The following is a 17395-nucleotide window of genomic DNA, read 5'->3' as shown; positions in this document are numbered from 1 at the left end:
ATTCGGGGTGGTGGTTAGCTCTTTTGTAGGTGGAAACCGCTACATTTAGTGATTAGTTTAAAAACCACGTTGACAGTTCTCCTCACGTCTGTAGAATGCGCATCTCTTCTGAGGGACAAGCCACTGAGACAGCGGCTTCTTGAGGGAGTAACTGTTTGAAAGCGCTGAAGAAATTGAGTTTCAAGATTCTTCAGAAAGCGGTTGACAGGAAAGCGATTCGCTGTAGAATGCGCTCCTCGAAACAAGCAGTAAGCCGGTCAGTTTTTCGGCGATTTCCGGAGACGGGGACGACGGAAAATAAACGGTTGACAGGGCGGCGGTTCGATGTAGAATACGCCACCTTGATTGAGCAACAGCTCAAACGCTCTTTAAAAAATTGACCAAGTAATTCGTGTGGGCGCTGGCCGAGGTATTTCGGATATGAAATATCAGGACAGTGACTCGTCGAAATTGAGTTTTGTCTTGAGCAAGAATAGAGAATCTTCGGATTCTTGTATGATTTAAACTGAAGAGTTTGATCATGGCTCAGATTGAACGCTGGCGGCAGGCTTAACACATGCAAGTCGAGCGGTAACAGGGGGTGCTTGCACCCCGCTGACGAGCGGCGGACGGGTGAGTAATGCTTAGGAATCTGCCCAGTAGTGGGGGATAGCCCGGGGAAACCCGGATTAATACCGCATACGCCCTACGGGGGAAAGCAGGGGATCTTCGGACCTTGCGCTATTGGATGAGCCTAAGTCGGATTAGCTAGTTGGTGGGGTAAGAGCCTACCAAGGCGACGATCCGTAGCTGGTCTGAGAGGATGATCAGCCACATCGGGACTGAGACACGGCCCGAACTCCTACGGGAGGCAGCAGTGGGGAATATTGGACAATGGGGGCAACCCTGATCCAGCCATGCCGCGTGTGTGAAGAAGGCTTTCGGGTTGTAAAGCACTTTCAGTGAGGAGGAAAAGTTAGTCGTTAATATCGGCTAGCCTTGACGTTACTCACAGAAGAAGCACCGGCTAACTCCGTGCCAGCAGCCGCGGTAATACGGAGGGTGCAAGCGTTAATCGGAATTACTGGGCGTAAAGCGCGCGTAGGTGGTTTGATAAGCGAGATGTGAAAGCCCCGGGCTTAACCTGGGAACGGCATTTCGAACTGTCAGGCTAGAGTGTGGTAGAGGGTAGTGGAATTTCCTGTGTAGCGGTGAAATGCGTAGATATAGGAAGGAACACCAGTGGCGAAGGCGGCTACCTGGACCAACACTGACACTGAGGTGCGAAAGCGTGGGGAGCAAACAGGATTAGATACCCTGGTAGTCCACGCCGTAAACGATGTCAACTAGCCGTTGGGGATCTTGAATCCTTAGTGGCGCAGCTAACGCACTAAGTTGACCGCCTGGGGAGTACGGCCGCAAGGTTAAAACTCAAATGAATTGACGGGGGCCCGCACAAGCGGTGGAGCATGTGGTTTAATTCGACGCAACGCGAAGAACCTTACCTGGCCTTGACATGCAGAGAACTTTCCAGAGATGGATTGGTGCCTTCGGGAACTCTGACACAGGTGCTGCATGGCCGTCGTCAGCTCGTGTCGTGAGATGTTGGGTTAAGTCCCGTAACGAGCGCAACCCCTATCCCTAGTTGCTAGCAGTTCGGCTGAGAACTCTAGGGAGACTGCCGGTGACAAACCGGAGGAAGGTGGGGATGACGTCAGGTCATCATGGCCCTTACGGCCAGGGCTACACACGTGCTACAATGGCGCGCACAGAGGGCTGCAAACCCGCGAGGGGGAGCTAATCTCACAAAACGCGTCGTAGTCCGGATCGGAGTCTGCAACTCGACTCCGTGAAGTCGGAATCGCTAGTAATCGTGAATCAGAATGTCACGGTGAATACGTTCCCGGGCCTTGTACACACCGCCCGTCACACCATGGGAGTGGATTGCACCAGAAGTAGTTAGTCTAACCTTCGGGAGGACGATTACCACGGTGTGGTTCATGACTGGGGTGAAGTCGTAACAAGGTAGCCGTAGGGGAACCTGCGGCTGGATCACCTCCTTAAACGAAGCCGAAAGCTTCGGTCAGAGTCCACACGAATTACTTGGTTGATTAATAAAGAGAGCAGATGGGTCTATCAGGCCCGTACCATTGGGTCTGTAGCTCAGGTGGTTAGAGCGCACCCCTGATAAGGGTGAGGTCGGTGGTTCAAGTCCACCCAGACCCACCAGAATTGTCCAGCTCGTCGTTGTGTCCGGACTTGCATAGCAGGCTATGCGGCGCCCGAACACGCCTAGATCTGAACAATTCTTGTAATAGCTTGAATGGGGCTATAGCTCAGCTGGGAGAGCGCCTGCCTTGCACGCAGGAGGTCGGCAGTTCGATCCTGCCTAGCTCCACCAAAACTCTACTGACGAACCTTCGGGTTGCGATCAGTGTACAGAAACAAGCATTTCATCACGATGACAGCGGTTGTTGGGTGAAGTTCTTCTTTCTGATCACTGGGTCAGATTTGCTCTTTAACAAATTGGACGAGATAGAAACACGATTGATGGATTCCATTATCTCCGGAATTCATTGATCAGAGTGATAACGATTTCAAGCGTTATCCGGTGTTGTCGTTGAAGTGGTTGTATATGACTTCGAGCGACTGTCTCTGAACCTCATCCTGGATGGGAAAGCTGGTGTCACTTCGGTGGTGTCGGGGCTCTTGTTCATGTTGAAGTCCAGATCAGTTGTCTTGGGGTTATATAGTCAAGCAACTAAGCGCATACGGTGGATGCCTTGGCAGTCAGAGGCGATGAAAGACGTGGAAGCCTGCGATAAGGTTCGGGGAGCTGGCAAACGAGCTGTGATCCGGACATTTCTGAATGGGGAAACCCACCTGGTTTCGGCCAGGTACCTTGCACTGAATACATAGGTGTAAGGGGCGAACCGGGGGAACTGAAACATCTAAGTACCCCGAGGAAAAGAAATCAACCGAGATTCCCTAAGTAGCGGCGAGCGAACGGGGATTAGCCCTTAAGCTAAACAACTGGTAGGAGAAGGCTCTGGAAAGTGCCGCCATAGTGGGTGATAGCCCCGTATCCGAAACCTGAGTTTAGTGAAATCGAGTAGGACGGGACACGTGGTATCCTGTCTGAATATGGGGGGACCATCCTCCAAGGCTAAATACTCCTGACTGACCGATAGTGAACCAGTACCGTGAGGGAAAGGCGAAAAGAACCCCTGTGAGGGGAGTGAAATAGATCCTGAAACCGTATGCGTACAAGCAGTCGGAGCAGACTTGTTCTGTGACGGCGTACCTTTTGTATAATGGGTCAGCGACTTATGTTCAGTGGCGAGGTTAACCGTTTAGGGGAGCCGTAGGGAAACCGAGTCTGAATAGGGCGATTTAGTCGCTGGGCATAGACCCGAAACCGGGCGATCTATCCATGAGCAGGTTGAAGGTTGAGTAACATCAACTGGAGGACCGAACCCACTGTCGTTGAAAAGCCAGGGGATGACTTGTGGATCGGAGTGAAAGGCTAATCAAGCCCGGAGATAGCTGGTTCTCCCCGAAAGCTATTTAGGTAGCGCCTCGGACGAATACCACAGGGGGTAGAGCACTGTTTCGGCTAGGGGGTCATCCCGACTTACCAACCCGATGCAAACTCCGAATACCTGTGAGTACTATCCGGGAGACACACGGCGGGTGCTAACGTCCGTCGTGAAGAGGGAAACAACCCAGACCGCCAGCTAAGGTCCCCAAGTACCAGTTAAGTGGGAAACGATGTGGGAAGGCTCAGACAGCTAGGAGGTTGGCTTAGAAGCAGCCATCCTTTAAAGAAAGCGTAATAGCTCACTAGTCGAGTCGGCCTGCGCGGAAGATGTAACGGGGCTCAAACTGGTCACCGAAGCTGCGGCTGCATACTTTGTATGCGGGGTAGGGGAGCGTTCTGTAAGCCTGCGAAGGTGTGTTGAGAAGCATGCTGGAGGTATCAGAAGTGCGAATGCTGACATGAGTAACGACAATGCGGGTGAAAAACCCGCACGCCGGAAGACCAAGGGTTCCTGCGCAACGCTAATCGGCGCAGGGTGAGTCGGCCCCTAAGGCGAGACCGAAAGGTGTAGTCGATGGGAAACGGGTTAATATTCCCGTACCTTGGATAGCTGCGATGGAGAGACGGAGAAGGCTAGGTGAGCCGGGCGACGGTTGTCCCGGTTTAAGCGAGTAGGGAGTGGACTTAGGCAAATCCGGGTCCACAATCCTGAGACGCGACGACGACTGCCCTTTTAGGGCGGGAAGTCATTGATGCCCTGCTTCCAGGAAAATCTTCTAAGCTTCAGGCTATTCGAGACCGTACCCCAAACCGACACAGGTGGTCAGGTAGAGAATACCAAGGCGCTTGAGAGAACTCGGGTAAAGGAACTAGGCAAAATGGTGCCGTAACTTCGGGAGAAGGCACGCTGGTGGTATGTGAAGCCCCTGCGGGTGGAGCAGAAGCCAGTCGAAGATACCAGGCCCCTGCGACTGTTTATTAAAAACACAGCACTGTGCAAACACGAAAGTGGACGTATACGGTGTGACGCCTGCCCGGTGCCGGAAGGTTAATTGATGGGGTTAGCATTCGTGCGAAGCTCTTGATCGAAGCCCCGGTAAACGGCGGCCGTAACTATAACGGTCCTAAGGTAGCGAAATTCCTTGTCGGGTAAGTTCCGACCTGCACGAATGGCGTAACGATGGGGGCGCTGTCTCTACCCGAGACTCAGTGAAATTGAAATCGCCGTGAAGATGCGGTGTATCCGCGGCTAGACGGAAAGACCCCGTGAACCTTTACTATAGCTTCACAGTGAACTTTGAGCATGTTTGTGTAGGATAGCTGGGAGGCTTTGAAGCGGCGACGCCAGTCGTCGTGGAGCCAACCTTGAAATACCAGCCTGACATGTTTGAGGTTCTAACTTGGACCCCTTATCGGGGTTGAGGACACTGTGTGGTGGGTAGTTTGACTGGGGCGGTCTCCTCCCAAAGCGTAACGGAGGAGCACAAAGGTGGGCTAAGTACGGTCGGACATCGTACGGTTAGTGTAATGGCACAAGCCCGCTTGACTGCGAGACAGACACGTCGAGCAGGTACGAAAGTAGGTCATAGTGATCCGGTGGTTCTGTATGGAAGGGCCATCGCTCAACGGATAAAAGGTACTCCGGGGATAACAGGCTGATACCGCCCAAGAGTTCACATCGACGGCGGTGTTTGGCACCTCGATGTCGGCTCATCACATCCTGGGGCTGAAGCCGGTCCCAAGGGTATGGCTGTTCGCCATTTAAAGTGGTACGCGAGCTGGGTTTAGAACGTCGTGAGACAGTTCGGTCCCTATCTGCCGTGGACGTTGGAGATTTGAGGAAAGCTGCTCCTAGTACGAGAGGACCGGAGTGGACGAACCGCTGGTGTTCGGGTTGTGTCGCCAGACGCATTGCCCGGTAGCTATGTTCGGATAGGATAACCGCTGAAAGCATCTAAGCGGGAAGCCCCTTCCAAGATGAGATCTCCCTGGACCTTCGAGGTCCCTGAAGAGCCGTTCAAGACCAGGACGTTGATAGGTCGGGTGTGTAAGCGCTGCGAGGCGTTGAGCTAACCGATACTAATTGCTCGTGCGGCTTGACTATATAACACCCAAGACAATTGCGGATAGCGCAACGAAATCAACATCACCCGTTTCCATCTCGTCCCCCAGTGATCAACCGTTTTGTCTGACGACCATAGCGGCTTGGAACCACCTGATCCCATCCCGAACTCAGACGTGAAACAGGCCTGCGCCGATGGTAGTGTGGCATTGCCCATGTGAGAGTAGGTCATCGTCAGACTCTTAATACCAAAAACCCCCAGCGGAATACCGTTGGGGGTTTTTTTATGGCCTCTAAAAACTCTGAGTGAGTGGTATACTCCCGTTGTATCGAGCCACACTATCTGATGGAGCACACGAATGCCCGCCCAAGACCATCTGGTTATCTTCGACACCACGCTGCGCGACGGAGAGCAAAGCCCCGGCGCAACCATGAACAAGACCGAAAAGCTCCGTATTGCGAAAGCTCTGGAGAAACTCAAGGTCGACGTCATCGAAGCGGGGTTCGCAATCGCCAGTCAAGGGGATTTTGATGCTGTAAAAGCCATTGCTGAGTCAATCAAGGACTCGACGATTTGCAGCCTTGCCCGGGCACTGGACAAGGATATTGATCGTGCCGCGGAGGCGATTCAGCCTGCACTCCGTGGCCGGATTCACACGTTTATTGCAACGTCGCCGATTCACATGAAGCACAAGCTGCAAATGCAGCCAGACGACGTAGTCGAACAAGCCGTTCGTGCTGTCAAGCGCGCACGCAGCCACGTCGATGACGTTGAATTCTCATGTGAGGATGCGGGGCGTTCGGAGCTTGATTTTCTCTGTCGCATTATTGAGGCGGCCATTGATGCGGGGGCACGGACGATTAACATTCCGGATACTGTTGGCTATGCCATTCCCGAGCAATTTGGTGAAACCATCCGACAGTTATTTAATCGTATTCCCAATGCAGACAAAGCCATTTTTTCGGTCCATTGCCACAATGACCTTGGGCTTGCTGTGGCCAACTCTCTGGCGGCAGTGAGTCAAGGTGCGCGGCAAGTTGAGTGCACCATCAATGGCCTGGGTGAGCGGGCAGGCAATGCGGCGCTTGAAGAGATAGTGATGGCCGTGCACACCCGTCAGGACCTCTTCAACATTGACACCCGGATTGATACCCAGCATATCGTGCCTGCTTCTCGGCTGGTCTCTACCATTACCGGGTTTCCGGTTCAGCCAAACAAGGCGATTGTCGGCGCCAACGCCTTTGCCCATGAGTCAGGTATCCATCAGGACGGTGTTTTAAAGCATCGGGAAACCTACGAGATTATGCGCGCCCAGGATGTCGGCTGGCACACTAACAGTCTGGTGCTTGGCAAACACTCGGGTCGCAATGCGTTCCGGACTCGTCTGCTTGAATTGGGTATTCAGTTCGAAACGGAAACCGAGTTAAACGAAGCCTTTACCCGGTTTAAGGCCCTCGCTGATCTGAAACATGAGATTTTTGATGAGGACCTGCAGGCAATCGCCAGTGACACGCGTCAGAAGGAAGACATCGGCCGTTATGGACTGGTGTGTATGCAGGTCTGTTCCGAGACCGGTGTGGTGCCCAAGGCAAATCTTACCCTGACTGTCGATGGCAAGGAGCACAAAGTGGACGCGGAGGGCAGCGGTCCGGTAGACGCAACGTTCAAGGCCATCGAATCATTGGTTGATTCAGGCTGTAACCTGCAGCTCTACTCCGTCAATAACATTACCAGCGGTACCGATGCTCAGGGAGAGGTGACTGTCCGCCTGGAGCGGGGAGGCCGTATTGTGAATGGTGTAGGAGCTGATACCGATATTATCATTGCTTCCGCCAAAGCATATATTGAAGCCCTGAACCTTATCAGTCGAGGGGTACGACAGCACCCTCAGGTAGCGGACGTCTGAGTGTTCGTCATGAGGAAGCAGGAAAGCATCTGATGGTTCGGTCGGAGACAGAACGACAGTTTTATCTTGGCATTGCAGGCGTGCGGCTTTGGTATGCCCGTGGGCCGCTCCCGGGAGCTGCGCCAAGCCCCGAATTCTTGTTTACCGAGGAGGAGAGTGGGGCGCAGTCCGAATCGGTTTCGCCGCGTGCCGTGCCAGTGAATCCGGTTCCGGGGGCGGACCGAACAGTGAAACCGGCACTCGACAAGAAGCCGGGTGCGACCCGGATTGCCAACCTTCAGGCTCTTATGGATAGTGCGCCCGAGCCTCATCAGGAGCCAGTTGCTGACTTGGAGCCAACGGAAAAAGTCGCCGGGGAATCGCTCAGCTTTGTTGCGACAGCAGAGGATACGGATCCAAATACGGCTACGACAGCAAGTCTTTCCGTTCGGCTGAATTTGCAGATCTGGAAGGGGCGGCGCACCGCTTTGATTGCGGAATTGTCCCCTGAGGCTAGTGGTCGTTTGCAGGAGACGCTTGCTTTGAACATCCTCAGGAGTCTCGGTGAAGAATCGCCCTTTTGTTTGGGAGGTGTCCGGTGGCCGGTGTTTAATAATCGCCTTGTGCCGGGCAACTCGATGTCTGATCTTCGCTCGGTCCTGAGTCACGTGACGTCGCAATTTGATGGTCAAAATGTGCTGGCGTTGGGGAGTGTCGACTCTGAAGACAAGGATCTTTCCCTGGCTGACCTGATCCAGGATGTCTCGCTGAATGTCACTTTCCCGCATTCCCTGGCAGAGCTTGCCGCGAATCATGAATTGAAGCGCAAGCTCTGGCAGGAAATCAAGTCCCTGGCAGGAAACTGATGTCAAAGCCGGATACCTACAGGTCCGTTCTGGACAGCGATTTCTGTATCCGGGAATTGCTTCAGGACGACCTGCCAGACGTTCTGGACATCGAGCGACAAGGTTACTCGCACCCTTGGCCGGAAACGGTTTTCCGCGACTGCTTCCGGGATAACTATCGGCTGTGGTCTGCCTTTCACGGTGACGCGTTGGTGGGATATGCGGTGGTTGCCTATATGTTCGATGAGGCGCATTTATTAAATCTTTGTGTCCATCCCCACAGTCGTGGGCAAGGGACGGCTCGCATGTTATTGCGCCATACGTTGGCCGAGGCGTCCCGGGAACAGATCTGGCAGGTCATCCTCGAAGTTCGTATCAGTAATGCTGTTGCCAATGGCTTGTACACCAGTGAAGGCTTTATAGAGATCGGCCGGCGTCCGCAATACTATCCCTGTGCAAATGGCAAAGAGGACGCGCGCGTCATGGCCCTTCGTTTCGGCCATTGAGCTGGCACTGCTTTCGGTCGCGTCTTGGCCTGTTAACCCCTATAATAGCGGGTTTTCCGAACATCTGATTCAGGTTGTCTTTCTACTATGTCGAACCTTTCCCAGGAAGTGGCCAAGCGCCGCACCTTCGCGATCATCTCGCACCCGGACGCCGGTAAAACCACCATTACTGAAAAGGTGTTGCTGTTTGGCCAGGCCATTCAGAAAGCCGGTACCGTAAAAGGGAAAAAGTCCGGGCAACATGCAAAATCTGACTGGATGGAAATGGAGAAAGAACGGGGTATTTCCGTGACTACCTCTGTTATGCAGTTCCCCTATGGCGGTAAGCTGGTTAACCTTCTGGATACGCCGGGACACGAGGACTTCTCCGAGGATACCTACCGGACGTTAACGGCGGTGGACTCCTGTCTAATGGTCATCGATAGCGCGAAGGGGGTCGAGGAGCGCACCATCAAGCTGATGGAGGTCACGCGGCTTCGTGATACGCCTATCCTCACGTTCATGAACAAGCTGGACCGGGATACTCGTGATCCGGTGGAGCTGATGGACGAGGTCGAAGACGTTTTGAAGATTGCCTGCGCGCCTATAACCTGGCCCATTGGCATGGGCAAGAGCTTCAAAGGCGTCTATCACCTGCAGCGGGATGAAGTGATCCTTTATAAGTCCGGGCAGGGGCACACTATCCAGGAAACCCGAATTATCAAAGGGCTTGATTCTCCAGAGCTGGATGAAGCCATTGGAGAATACGCAAGTGACCTGAGGGACGAGATTGAGCTGGTCAAGGGGGCCTCAAATGAGTTTGATCAGGAAGCGTTCCTGGCTGGTCAGCTGACTCCAGTTTTCTTCGGTACGGCCTTGGGCAATTTTGGTGTCGACCACATGCTCGACGGCCTCATCGAATGGGCGCCGGAACCGCAGCCGCGGGAAACGGACTTGCGTTTGGTTGAGCCTGCAGAAGACGGCTTTTCCGGGTTTGTTTTCAAGATTCAGGCAAATATGGATCCGCAGCACCGCGACCGGGTTGCGTTTCTCAGGATTGTGTCCGGTAAATACGCCCAAGGAATGAAGGCTCGCCACGTACGAATCGGTAAAGATGTCCGGTTCTCGGATGCCCTGACCTTTATGGCGGGAGACAGGGAGCACGCTGAAGAGGCGTTTGCCGGCGATATAATTGGCCTGCATAACCATGGCACAATACAGTTGGGTGATACTTTTACGGCTGGTGAGGATATGAAGTTCACCGGCATTCCGAATTTCGCTCCTGAATTATTCCGCCGCATCCGCCTCAAGGATCCGCTTAAGGCGAAGCAGCTTCAGAAGGGGTTGATTCAACTCTCGGAAGAGGGGGCGGTGCAGGTATTTCGTCCCTTGCGCAACAACGACCTGATCGTCGGGGCGGTTGGTGTGCTTCAGTTTGATGTTGTGGTTAGTCGCCTCAAGAGTGAGTACAAGGTTGAGGCGATCTATGAGCCCATCAACGTAGCAACTGCGCGCTGGGTGACATGCAAGGATGAGCGCAAATTTGACGAATTTCAGCGCAAGAACAATGACAATCTGGCCCTTGACGGTAGCGACCGGCTTGCCTATATCGCCCCTACCATGGTCAACCTGAATCTTGCGCAGGAACGTTACCCGGATATCCAGTTCCACAAAACCCGGGAGCATTAAGTCTGCCGGAACGGAGTGCCAGGTGCAGATCATCGATGCCCATTGCCACTTTGATTTTCCGCGTTTTGACGGCTGTCGTGAAAGCGAGCTTGCGAAGGCCCGAAAGCAAGGTTTGACTGGTCTGGTAGTCCCGGGGGTGCGGCGTGCGGACTGGTCGCGGGTTCGTGAAACCGCAGAGGCTTATCCGGGCATCTATTATTGCCTTGGCATTCACCCCTGGTTCATCTCTGAGCATTGTGAGAGCGACTTGCAGGTTCTTGGTGAACTCGTTCAGCAGGGTCGTGACAGTTGTGTGGGTATTGGTGAGTGCGGCCTGGATCGGCTGAAAGGCGACCTGGAGGCGCAGTGGCCCTGGTTTGAGGCTCAGGTGCGGCTGGCGTTAACACTTGATCATCCGCTGGTGATCCATTCTGTAAAAACCCATGACGAAGTGTGTGGTGTCCTGGCTCGCGCCAACTGGAGCGGCCGGGCCCTTGTGCATGGATTTTCCGGCAGCTATCAGCAGGCTAAGAAACTGATCGATCTTGGCTGCTATATCGGGGTTGGTGGTGTTATCACCCATCCTCGCGCCCGAAAAACCCGGGATACCATTGCCAGATTGCCACTGGACTCTCTGGTTGTTGAGACCGATGCTCCTGATATGGCTCCCGCCGGGGTGGCAAAGGGGCAGAACTCGCCGGCATTTCTTGATCGGATTGTTCGCGCATTGGCCGACCTCCGGGGCATGTCGGACAGCCAGCTCACGCCGATTCTGATGGCCAATGTCTGCCGCCTGTATGGTTGGGATGTCGGGGCTATAGGGGAATAGCGAAACACTCGCCCTCAGGGTTGGTTTTCTTTTTTGGTTCGAGTATACTTCGCGCCCTGGCTTTTCAAGGCGATGCCACTATCTCAGCCCCGAATAGTGTCACTGCCGACTTTATTACAGGTACAGAATCGCTTCCGGATGCAAAGCATTTACCGGCGGTGGTTTTTAACGTTTCTTATATAGCGTTCAAGGCGGAATCAATGAAGACTCTGAGTGCGAAACCAGAAACAGTAAAACGTGACTGGTACGTTGTAGACGCAGCCGGCAAGACGCTGGGTCGTCTGTCAACCGAAATCGCCCGTCGTCTGCGGGGCAAGCATAAGCCTGAGTATACCCCTCATGTAGACACTGGCGATTACATTGTTGTTATCAATGCGGGCCAGGTGCGGGTTACCGGCAACAAGGCATCTGACAAGATGTATTACAGTCACACCGGCTTTCCGGGTGGAATCAAGTCCATCAGCTTCGACAAGCTGGTTGACAAGGCGCCTGAGCAAATTATTCAGAAGTCTGTGAAAGGCATGCTTCCGAAGGGCCCGCTTGGTCGAGCCATGTTCAAGAAGCTGAAAATTTATGCCGGCGCTGAGCACCCTCATGCAGCCCAGCAGCCCAAAGAACTCGACATTTAACGGAAGGCGGATATGTCTGTAGCACAAAATTACGGTACTGGTCGCCGCAAGACATCCACGGCTCGGGTTTTCATCAAGCCGGGAAGCGGTAACATTTCCATCAACGGTCGTACTATCGAAGATTTCTTCGGTCGTGAGACTCTGCGTATGATCGTTCGTCAGCCACTGGTTGTTGCTGAATCTTCCGATCGCTTTGATATCAATATCACTGTAAAGGGTGGTGGTATCAGTGGTCAGGCAGGCGCTATTCGCCACGGCCTGACTCGCGCTCTGATGGACTACGATGAAACTCTGCGTCCGGCGCTGCGCAAAGCGGGTTACGTTACCCGTGATGCTCGTGAAGTCGAACGTAAGAAAGTGGGTCTGCGCAAGGCGCGTAAGCGTCCTCAGTACTCCAAGCGTTAATTGCGCTGGAGCAGAGCCCTGGAAAACCCGACCCTTTCGGTCGGGTTTTTTTATGGTCGGACGATTTTTACATCAAATTGATCTGGCGCAGGGATGGGGGCCGCCCCCGGCGGCTTTCCGACTTGTAAGGCCCTGGTAATTTCATTACCATTTGGGCGCTTACATTTTTGGGTTGTGAAGTCCTTTTAGATGTACATTGCCGGCTGATTGGCGGGCTGTGACATCGCCTGATGGGAGAAAACCATAATGAGTAATGGCGACGTGAGCCAAGGCCGGCGCAGGTTTCTGATCGGCGCTACGTCCGTGGTAGGTGGAGTCGGCGTCGTCGGTGCGGCAGTTCCTTTCGTGGCATCCTGGAATCCCAGTGCCAAGGCGGAAGCAGCTGGTGCGCCGGTAACCGTCAATATCAGCAAAATTGAGCCGGGCCAGCAAATTACCGTGTCGTGGCGTGGTAAACCTGTCTGGATTGTCCGCCGTACCGATCAGATGTTGGAAAACATCGATAAGTTGAATGACCAGGTGAAGGATCCTCAGTCCGAAGAGCCGCAACAGCCTCAGTACATTGAGGGTGCTTACCGGGCGATCAAGCCCGAGATCGCTGTTCTGGTCGGGCTCTGTACTCACTTGGGGTGTGTGCCTTCTTACCGTCCTGAAGTGGCGCCCGCAGATCTGGGGAAAGACTGGCTGGGCGGCTTTTTCTGCCCCTGTCATGGTTCGCACTACGACCTGGCCGGCCGGGTTTATCAGGCGCAGCCTGCTCCCCTGAACCTCGAGGTACCGCCTTATCGTTTCGACGATGATGTGACCCTTACGATTGGTCTTGATCCGGAGGCAGCGTAATGCAGAAGCTAATTCAGTGGGTAGACGATCGTCTGCCAGTCGTTGATGCCTGGAACAAACACCTGGCCAAGTATTACGCGCCGAAGAACTTCAACGTGTGGTATTTCTTTGGCTCGCTGGCGATGCTGGTGCTCGTTAACCAGTTGGTCACCGGTATCTGGCTGACCATGAGTTACAACCCTTCGGCGGAAGGCGCGTTCTCCTCGGTCGAATACATCATGCGTGATGTTGAGTGGGGGTGGCTGTTGCGTTATCTCCACTCCACCGGTGCTTCCGCGTTCTTTATCGTGGTTTATTTGCACATGTTCCGGGGTCTGATGTACGGCTCGTACCAGAAGCCCCGGGAGCTCATCTGGCTTTTCGGCATGCTGATCTACCTCGTGCTCATGGCCGAAGCTTTCATGGGTTATCTGCTGCCCTGGGGACAGATGTCATACTGGGGTGCCCAGGTAATCGTCAACCTGTTCGGTGCTATCCCGGTGATCGGTGACGACCTGTCGTTATGGATCCGTGGTGACTACCTGATTTCCGGCATTACGCTGAACCGATTCTTCGCCCTGCATGTTGTGGCTCTGCCGATCGTACTTCTCGGTCTGGTCGTTCTGCACATCCTGGCCTTGCACGAAGTGGGTTCCAACAACCCTGACGGTATCGATATCAAGAAAAACAAGGACGAGAATGGCATCCCGAAAGACGGTATCCCGTTCCATCCTTACTACTCTGTTCACGACCTTGTAGGCGTGGCGGTTTTCTTCTTCATTTTCTTCGTCGTGGTGTTTTTCTTCCCTGAGATGGGCGGACTGTTTCTGGAGAAGCCAAACTTTGAGCCAGCGAATGCTCTCAAGACTCCGGCACACATTGCTCCTGTCTGGTACTTCACGCCTTTTTACGCGATGCTTCGCGCAGTTACGGTTGACCTGTTCGGGTTGCCGGCCAAATTCTGGGGTGTGGTTGTAATGGGCGGCGCTATAGCCATCCTGTTCGTACTGCCCTGGTTGGACAGGAGTCCGGTTCGATCCATGCGCTACAAAGGCTGGCTCAGTAAAATTGCCCTTGCGATTTTTGCCGTAAGCTTTGTTATTCTGGGTTACCTTGGTCTGGTTCCGGCGACGGAAGGGCGCACCACTGTCGCGCAAATTCTGACAGTGCTGTACTTCCTCTACTTCATTCTTATGCCGTTCTATACACGCATGGAGAAAACCAAGCCAGTACCAGAGAGGGTGACAGGATAATGAGAAAGCTGATTTTTGGTCTTTTCATCGCAATCCTGCCAGCTCTTGGGCTGGCAGCCGGTGGCGCCGGTGTTCCTCTCGATCATATCGAGACGGATCACACCAACAAGGAATCGCTGCAGAGCGGCGCGAGTCTGTTCACCAACTATTGTATGGGGTGCCACTCTATGGAGTATGCCCGTTACAAGCGTGTTGCCGACGATCTGGAGATCCCTGCAGAGCTTTATGAGGAGAACCTGATCTTCACTGGCGCCAAGATTGGTGAGCTGATGAAGAATTCGATGAGCAAGGACATGGCGGCGGGCTGGTTTGGTGCGCCTCCCCCTGATCTGACTCTCGAAGCCCGACTGCGTGGCGAGTCATGGGTGTATTCCTACCTTCGTGGGTTCTATAAGGACGAAAGCCGGCCTCTTGGTGTCAACAATGTGGTTTTCCCGAACGTGGGCATGCCGCACGTGATGTATGGTTTGCAGGGGCTGTGTGCCGTCGAACCACATATTGGGGTAAAGCCAAGCGTTGAGCCGTTGAGTGGCAATATCAATAACGCGGACGTATGTCCCGAGTATGCCATTGAGGGCAGTATGTCTGCCGAGGAGTTTGATCAGGCGATGTATGACCTGACCAACTTCCTGTCGTACATGGCCGATCCGGTCAAGGTGGAGCGTGAGCGTCTGGGGATCTTCGTATTGATCTTCGTTGCGATCTTCTTCGTCTTTGCCTACTTGCTCAACCGTGAGTACTGGAAAGACGTACACTGAGAAATAGGGTATAATCCCATTTCCTGATTTCCAGCGGGCATTTAACCGGCCCGCTGGAATTTTGCGTTTTTCCAGGATCATTTCGATTTGTTTACTCGTGAGGTAGTTCTATGGGCGTTGTGACCAAGCGGTCATCAATGACGTTTTTCTCGGATCCAGCCAGCCACTATAGTCACAGGGTGCGCATTGTTCTGGCAGAGAAGGGTGTTACGGTCGATGTTGTAGATGTGGATCCCGATAACCCGCCGGCCGAGCTGGCCGACCTGAATCCGTACAACGCCCTGCCAACGCTGGTGGATCGTGATCTTGTGCTCTATGAGCCCAACATCATGATGGAGTATCTGGACGAGCGTTTTCCCCACCCGCCGCTGTTGCCCGTGTATCCGGTTGCCCGCGCAAACAGTCGTCTGATGATCCATCGGATTCAGAAAGACTGGTGCGGCTTGGTGGATCAGATTCTTGCCCAGCCCAATGCGAAAGCATCTGAAGCTGCTCGTAAAGAGCTTCGAGAGAGTCTGCTGGCGACAGCGCCTTTGTTTGGTGAAATGCCGTTCTTCCTGTCCGAAGAATTTACCATCGTTGATTGCTGCATTGCTCCCATCCTCTGGCGTTTGCCGGCGCTGGGTATTGAGTTGAATGACAAGCAGGCAAAACCGCTGCAGAAGTACATGGAGAGCATCTTCAGCCGTGAGGGTTTCAAGGCCAGTCTTTCAGATCTCGAAGAAGACATTCGCAGCTGATTTGGCGGCAACCCGTGTGAGCGGGGCAGGAGAGTGGCAGTGCCTGATAGTAAGATTCCTATGACATCCAGTCGCCCTTATCTTGTTAGGGCCTTCAATGAATGGATACTGGACAATGACTGCACCCCATACATTGTTGTGGATGCGGGTGTTCAGGGCGTTCAAGTGCCGAATGAGCACGTGGCCAATGGCCAGATTGTCCTTAATATCAGTCCGGGTGCGGTCCGGAGTTTAGTCGTTGGAAACGGGGCTTTGGAATTCAGTGCCCGGTTTGGCGGCGTACCCATGCAGGTGTTCATTCCGCTCCAGGCGGTCATGGCAATTTATGCCAAGGAGAACGGTGAAGGCATGGTGTTCGGTAGTGAGCCGGGCTCTCCCGATCCGGACGGTACTAATGATAGAGACGGATCGGAACAGAGCGGTGGGCAGGAAGAGCGACCTTCCGGACGCCCAACCCTGAAAGTCGTCAAGTAGACGGCAAGCAGTTGAAAAGCCAGCAATTATTGCTGGCTTTTTTCTTACCCACCGAAAAGTTTGCTGTCGATCAGTCCGCACAGGGCATTGATGATGACCAGCAGCAAAGGTGTCGCCTCTGTCGGGCTGAGGTTATTCAGTGCGATCTCATGGTCTTCGGGGTGCAGAAGAGAGGTTATGTCGGATTTCTCCCGCGCACTGAGTACTACGATGTTCATTTCCCTGTCATGGGCGGCCTGAATCGCTTGTATCAGGTTGGCTTTGTGGCCGTCATCAACGATAACGAACAGTAGGTCGCCTGACTTGCCAATTGCCCTGACCTGGCGAGAAAACGTGTCATTAAACCGGTTGTCACGGCATATGGCTGAATAGGTTGTCGCGTCAGCACCCAGGTTGATGGCCGGGAGTGCCGGGCGGTCCTGATCAAAACGATTTAATAGAGCTGTGCAGAAGTACTGGGCAAGTACGTTGGCGCTTCCATTGGCGCAGGTGATAATTTTCCCGTCCTGAAGCAGAGTGCCGACGAAAGCATCTGCGACATCCTCAATTGCCGGACCCACCGTGCTCGCTGCCTGTGCGGTGTGCTCCATATGACTCGCGAACCATTGATTTATCTGGTGTTCGGTATCGGTCATTGTGTCTGTTTACTCTGCCTGAATTGCATTTTTAATCCATTGTACCCGGTATTTTTTGACGGTTCCCGGGCTTATGGCAATTACATCTATTCGGCTTAAGGTATCCCAAAGCCCATGTTTGTGAAGATAGAAAGACGCCGATTTCAGTAATCGGCGCTGTTTTGGAAAATTGATCGAGCTGGCTGAGTCTGTGAGGCTTCCGGGGCCTCGATAGCGAACTTCAAAGAAAACCAGGGTATCCTTGTCCCGCCCGATCAGGTCTATCTCGCCACCGCGGTTGTAGACATTCCGTTCGAGAATAAATACGCCGCGACTGGTTAGGTAGCGGGCGGCAACTTCCTCAAAGTGGTTGCCAAGATTCTTTCTGCCTTCCATGGCAATGTTTTC

14 protein-coding genes, 2 tRNA genes and 3 rRNA genes are annotated in these 17395 nt (G+C 53.6%); 17 read left to right on the top strand and 2 right to left on the bottom strand.

Features of this window, described 5'->3' with window-relative positions; genetic code table 11:
* Window positions 1-502: 502 nt before the first annotated feature.
* The 17 genes from BKP64_RS11665 to BKP64_RS11585 all read left to right on the top strand — a co-directional run bounded on the left by BKP64_RS11665 (window position 503) and on the right by BKP64_RS11585 (window position 16373).
* A 16S ribosomal RNA gene (locus tag BKP64_RS11665) occupies window positions 503-2042 on the top strand.
* Window positions 2043-2131: 89 nt separating this feature from the next.
* Window positions 2132-2208, top strand: a tRNA-Ile gene (locus BKP64_RS11660).
* Between the two features lie 96 nt (window positions 2209-2304).
* Window positions 2305-2380: transfer RNA gene (locus BKP64_RS11655), tRNA-Ala, on the top strand.
* Between the two features lie 350 nt (window positions 2381-2730).
* Window positions 2731-5624: ribosomal RNA gene (locus BKP64_RS11650) — 23S ribosomal RNA — on the top strand.
* A gap of 83 nt (window positions 5625-5707) precedes the next feature.
* Window positions 5708-5822, top strand: a 5S ribosomal RNA gene (gene rrf, locus BKP64_RS11645).
* The 16S, 23S and 5S rRNA genes sit together here with 2 tRNA genes alongside, the layout of an rRNA operon.
* A 119-nt stretch (window positions 5823-5941) precedes the next feature.
* A complete protein-coding gene (locus BKP64_RS11640; RefSeq protein ID WP_070970140.1) occupies window positions 5942-7489 on the top strand; it encodes a 2-isopropylmalate synthase in 1548 nt (515 codons plus the stop codon).
* A 32-nt stretch (window positions 7490-7521) separates the two neighbouring features.
* Complete coding sequence (locus BKP64_RS11635) at window positions 7522-8334, top strand: alpha/beta hydrolase family protein (protein WP_070970138.1); 813 nt, start codon at window positions 7522-7524, stop codon at window positions 8332-8334.
* Window positions 8334-8819, top strand: coding sequence for a ribosomal protein S18-alanine N-acetyltransferase (gene rimI / locus BKP64_RS11630; RefSeq protein WP_070970135.1), 486 nt, complete (start codon window positions 8334-8336; stop codon window positions 8817-8819). The genes BKP64_RS11635 and rimI overlap by 1 nt, the downstream gene beginning before the upstream one ends.
* 87 nt (window positions 8820-8906) lie before the next feature.
* Window positions 8907-10487 (top strand): peptide chain release factor 3, encoded by a 1581-nt coding sequence (gene prfC / locus BKP64_RS11625; protein WP_070970132.1) that lies wholly within the window; start codon window positions 8907-8909, stop codon window positions 10485-10487.
* A 22-nt stretch (window positions 10488-10509) separates the two neighbouring features.
* Window positions 10510-11295, top strand: a complete 786-nt coding sequence (locus BKP64_RS11620; RefSeq protein ID WP_070970129.1) for a TatD family hydrolase — start codon at window positions 10510-10512, stop codon at window positions 11293-11295.
* 200 nt (window positions 11296-11495) lie between these two features.
* The gene (gene rplM / locus BKP64_RS11615) at window positions 11496-11924 is read left to right on the top strand and encodes a 50S ribosomal protein L13 (RefSeq protein ID WP_070970127.1); all 429 of its coding nucleotides are present in this window, start codon (window positions 11496-11498) and stop codon (window positions 11922-11924) included.
* Window positions 11925-11936: 12 nt separating this feature from the next.
* Window positions 11937-12329 (top strand): 30S ribosomal protein S9, encoded by a 393-nt coding sequence (rpsI, locus tag BKP64_RS11610; RefSeq protein ID WP_070970125.1) that lies wholly within the window; start codon window positions 11937-11939, stop codon window positions 12327-12329.
* A gap of 246 nt (window positions 12330-12575) precedes the next feature.
* A complete protein-coding gene (gene petA, locus BKP64_RS11605; protein WP_070970123.1) occupies window positions 12576-13169 on the top strand; it encodes a ubiquinol-cytochrome c reductase iron-sulfur subunit in 594 nt (197 codons plus the stop codon).
* Window positions 13169-14401, top strand: coding sequence for a cytochrome b (locus BKP64_RS11600; RefSeq protein ID WP_070970119.1), 1233 nt, complete (start codon window positions 13169-13171; stop codon window positions 14399-14401). Before petA ends, BKP64_RS11600 begins: the two co-directional genes overlap by 1 nt.
* Window positions 14401-15159: a cytochrome c1 gene (locus tag BKP64_RS11595; RefSeq protein ID WP_070970115.1), complete on the top strand. Its 759-nt coding sequence runs from the start codon at window positions 14401-14403 to the stop codon at window positions 15157-15159. The genes BKP64_RS11600 and BKP64_RS11595 overlap by 1 nt, the downstream gene beginning before the upstream one ends.
* Before the next feature lie 110 nt (window positions 15160-15269).
* The gene (locus BKP64_RS11590; protein ID WP_070970113.1) at window positions 15270-15899 is read left to right on the top strand and encodes a glutathione S-transferase N-terminal domain-containing protein; all 630 of its coding nucleotides are present in this window, start codon (window positions 15270-15272) and stop codon (window positions 15897-15899) included.
* 60 nt (window positions 15900-15959) lie between these two features.
* Window positions 15960-16373: a ClpXP protease specificity-enhancing factor gene (locus tag BKP64_RS11585; RefSeq protein ID WP_099092554.1), complete on the top strand. Its 414-nt coding sequence runs from the start codon at window positions 15960-15962 to the stop codon at window positions 16371-16373.
* 44 nt (window positions 16374-16417) lie between these two features.
* Here the strand turns inward: BKP64_RS11585 and BKP64_RS11580 are convergent, their stop codons facing one another.
* Together BKP64_RS11580 and BKP64_RS11575 are read right to left on the bottom strand one after the other, a co-directional pair.
* Window positions 16418-17008: a D-sedoheptulose-7-phosphate isomerase gene (locus BKP64_RS11580; RefSeq protein WP_070970106.1), complete on the bottom strand. Its 591-nt coding sequence runs from the start codon at window positions 17006-17008 to the stop codon at window positions 16418-16420.
* Window positions 17009-17017: 9 nt separating this feature from the next.
* On the bottom strand, window positions 17018-17383 hold the full coding sequence (locus BKP64_RS11575; protein WP_070970104.1) for a YraN family protein: 366 nt from the start codon (window positions 17381-17383) through the stop codon (window positions 17018-17020).
* Window positions 17384-17395 lie beyond the last annotated feature (12 nt).

The sequence above is a fragment of the Marinobacter salinus genome (assembly GCF_001854125.1).
In the GTDB taxonomy this organism is placed as follows: domain Bacteria; phylum Pseudomonadota; class Gammaproteobacteria; order Pseudomonadales; family Oleiphilaceae; genus Marinobacter; species Marinobacter salinus.
The sequence above is the reverse complement of the archived record's forward strand: the minus strand, read 5'-3'. Positions and strand labels throughout refer to the sequence as shown.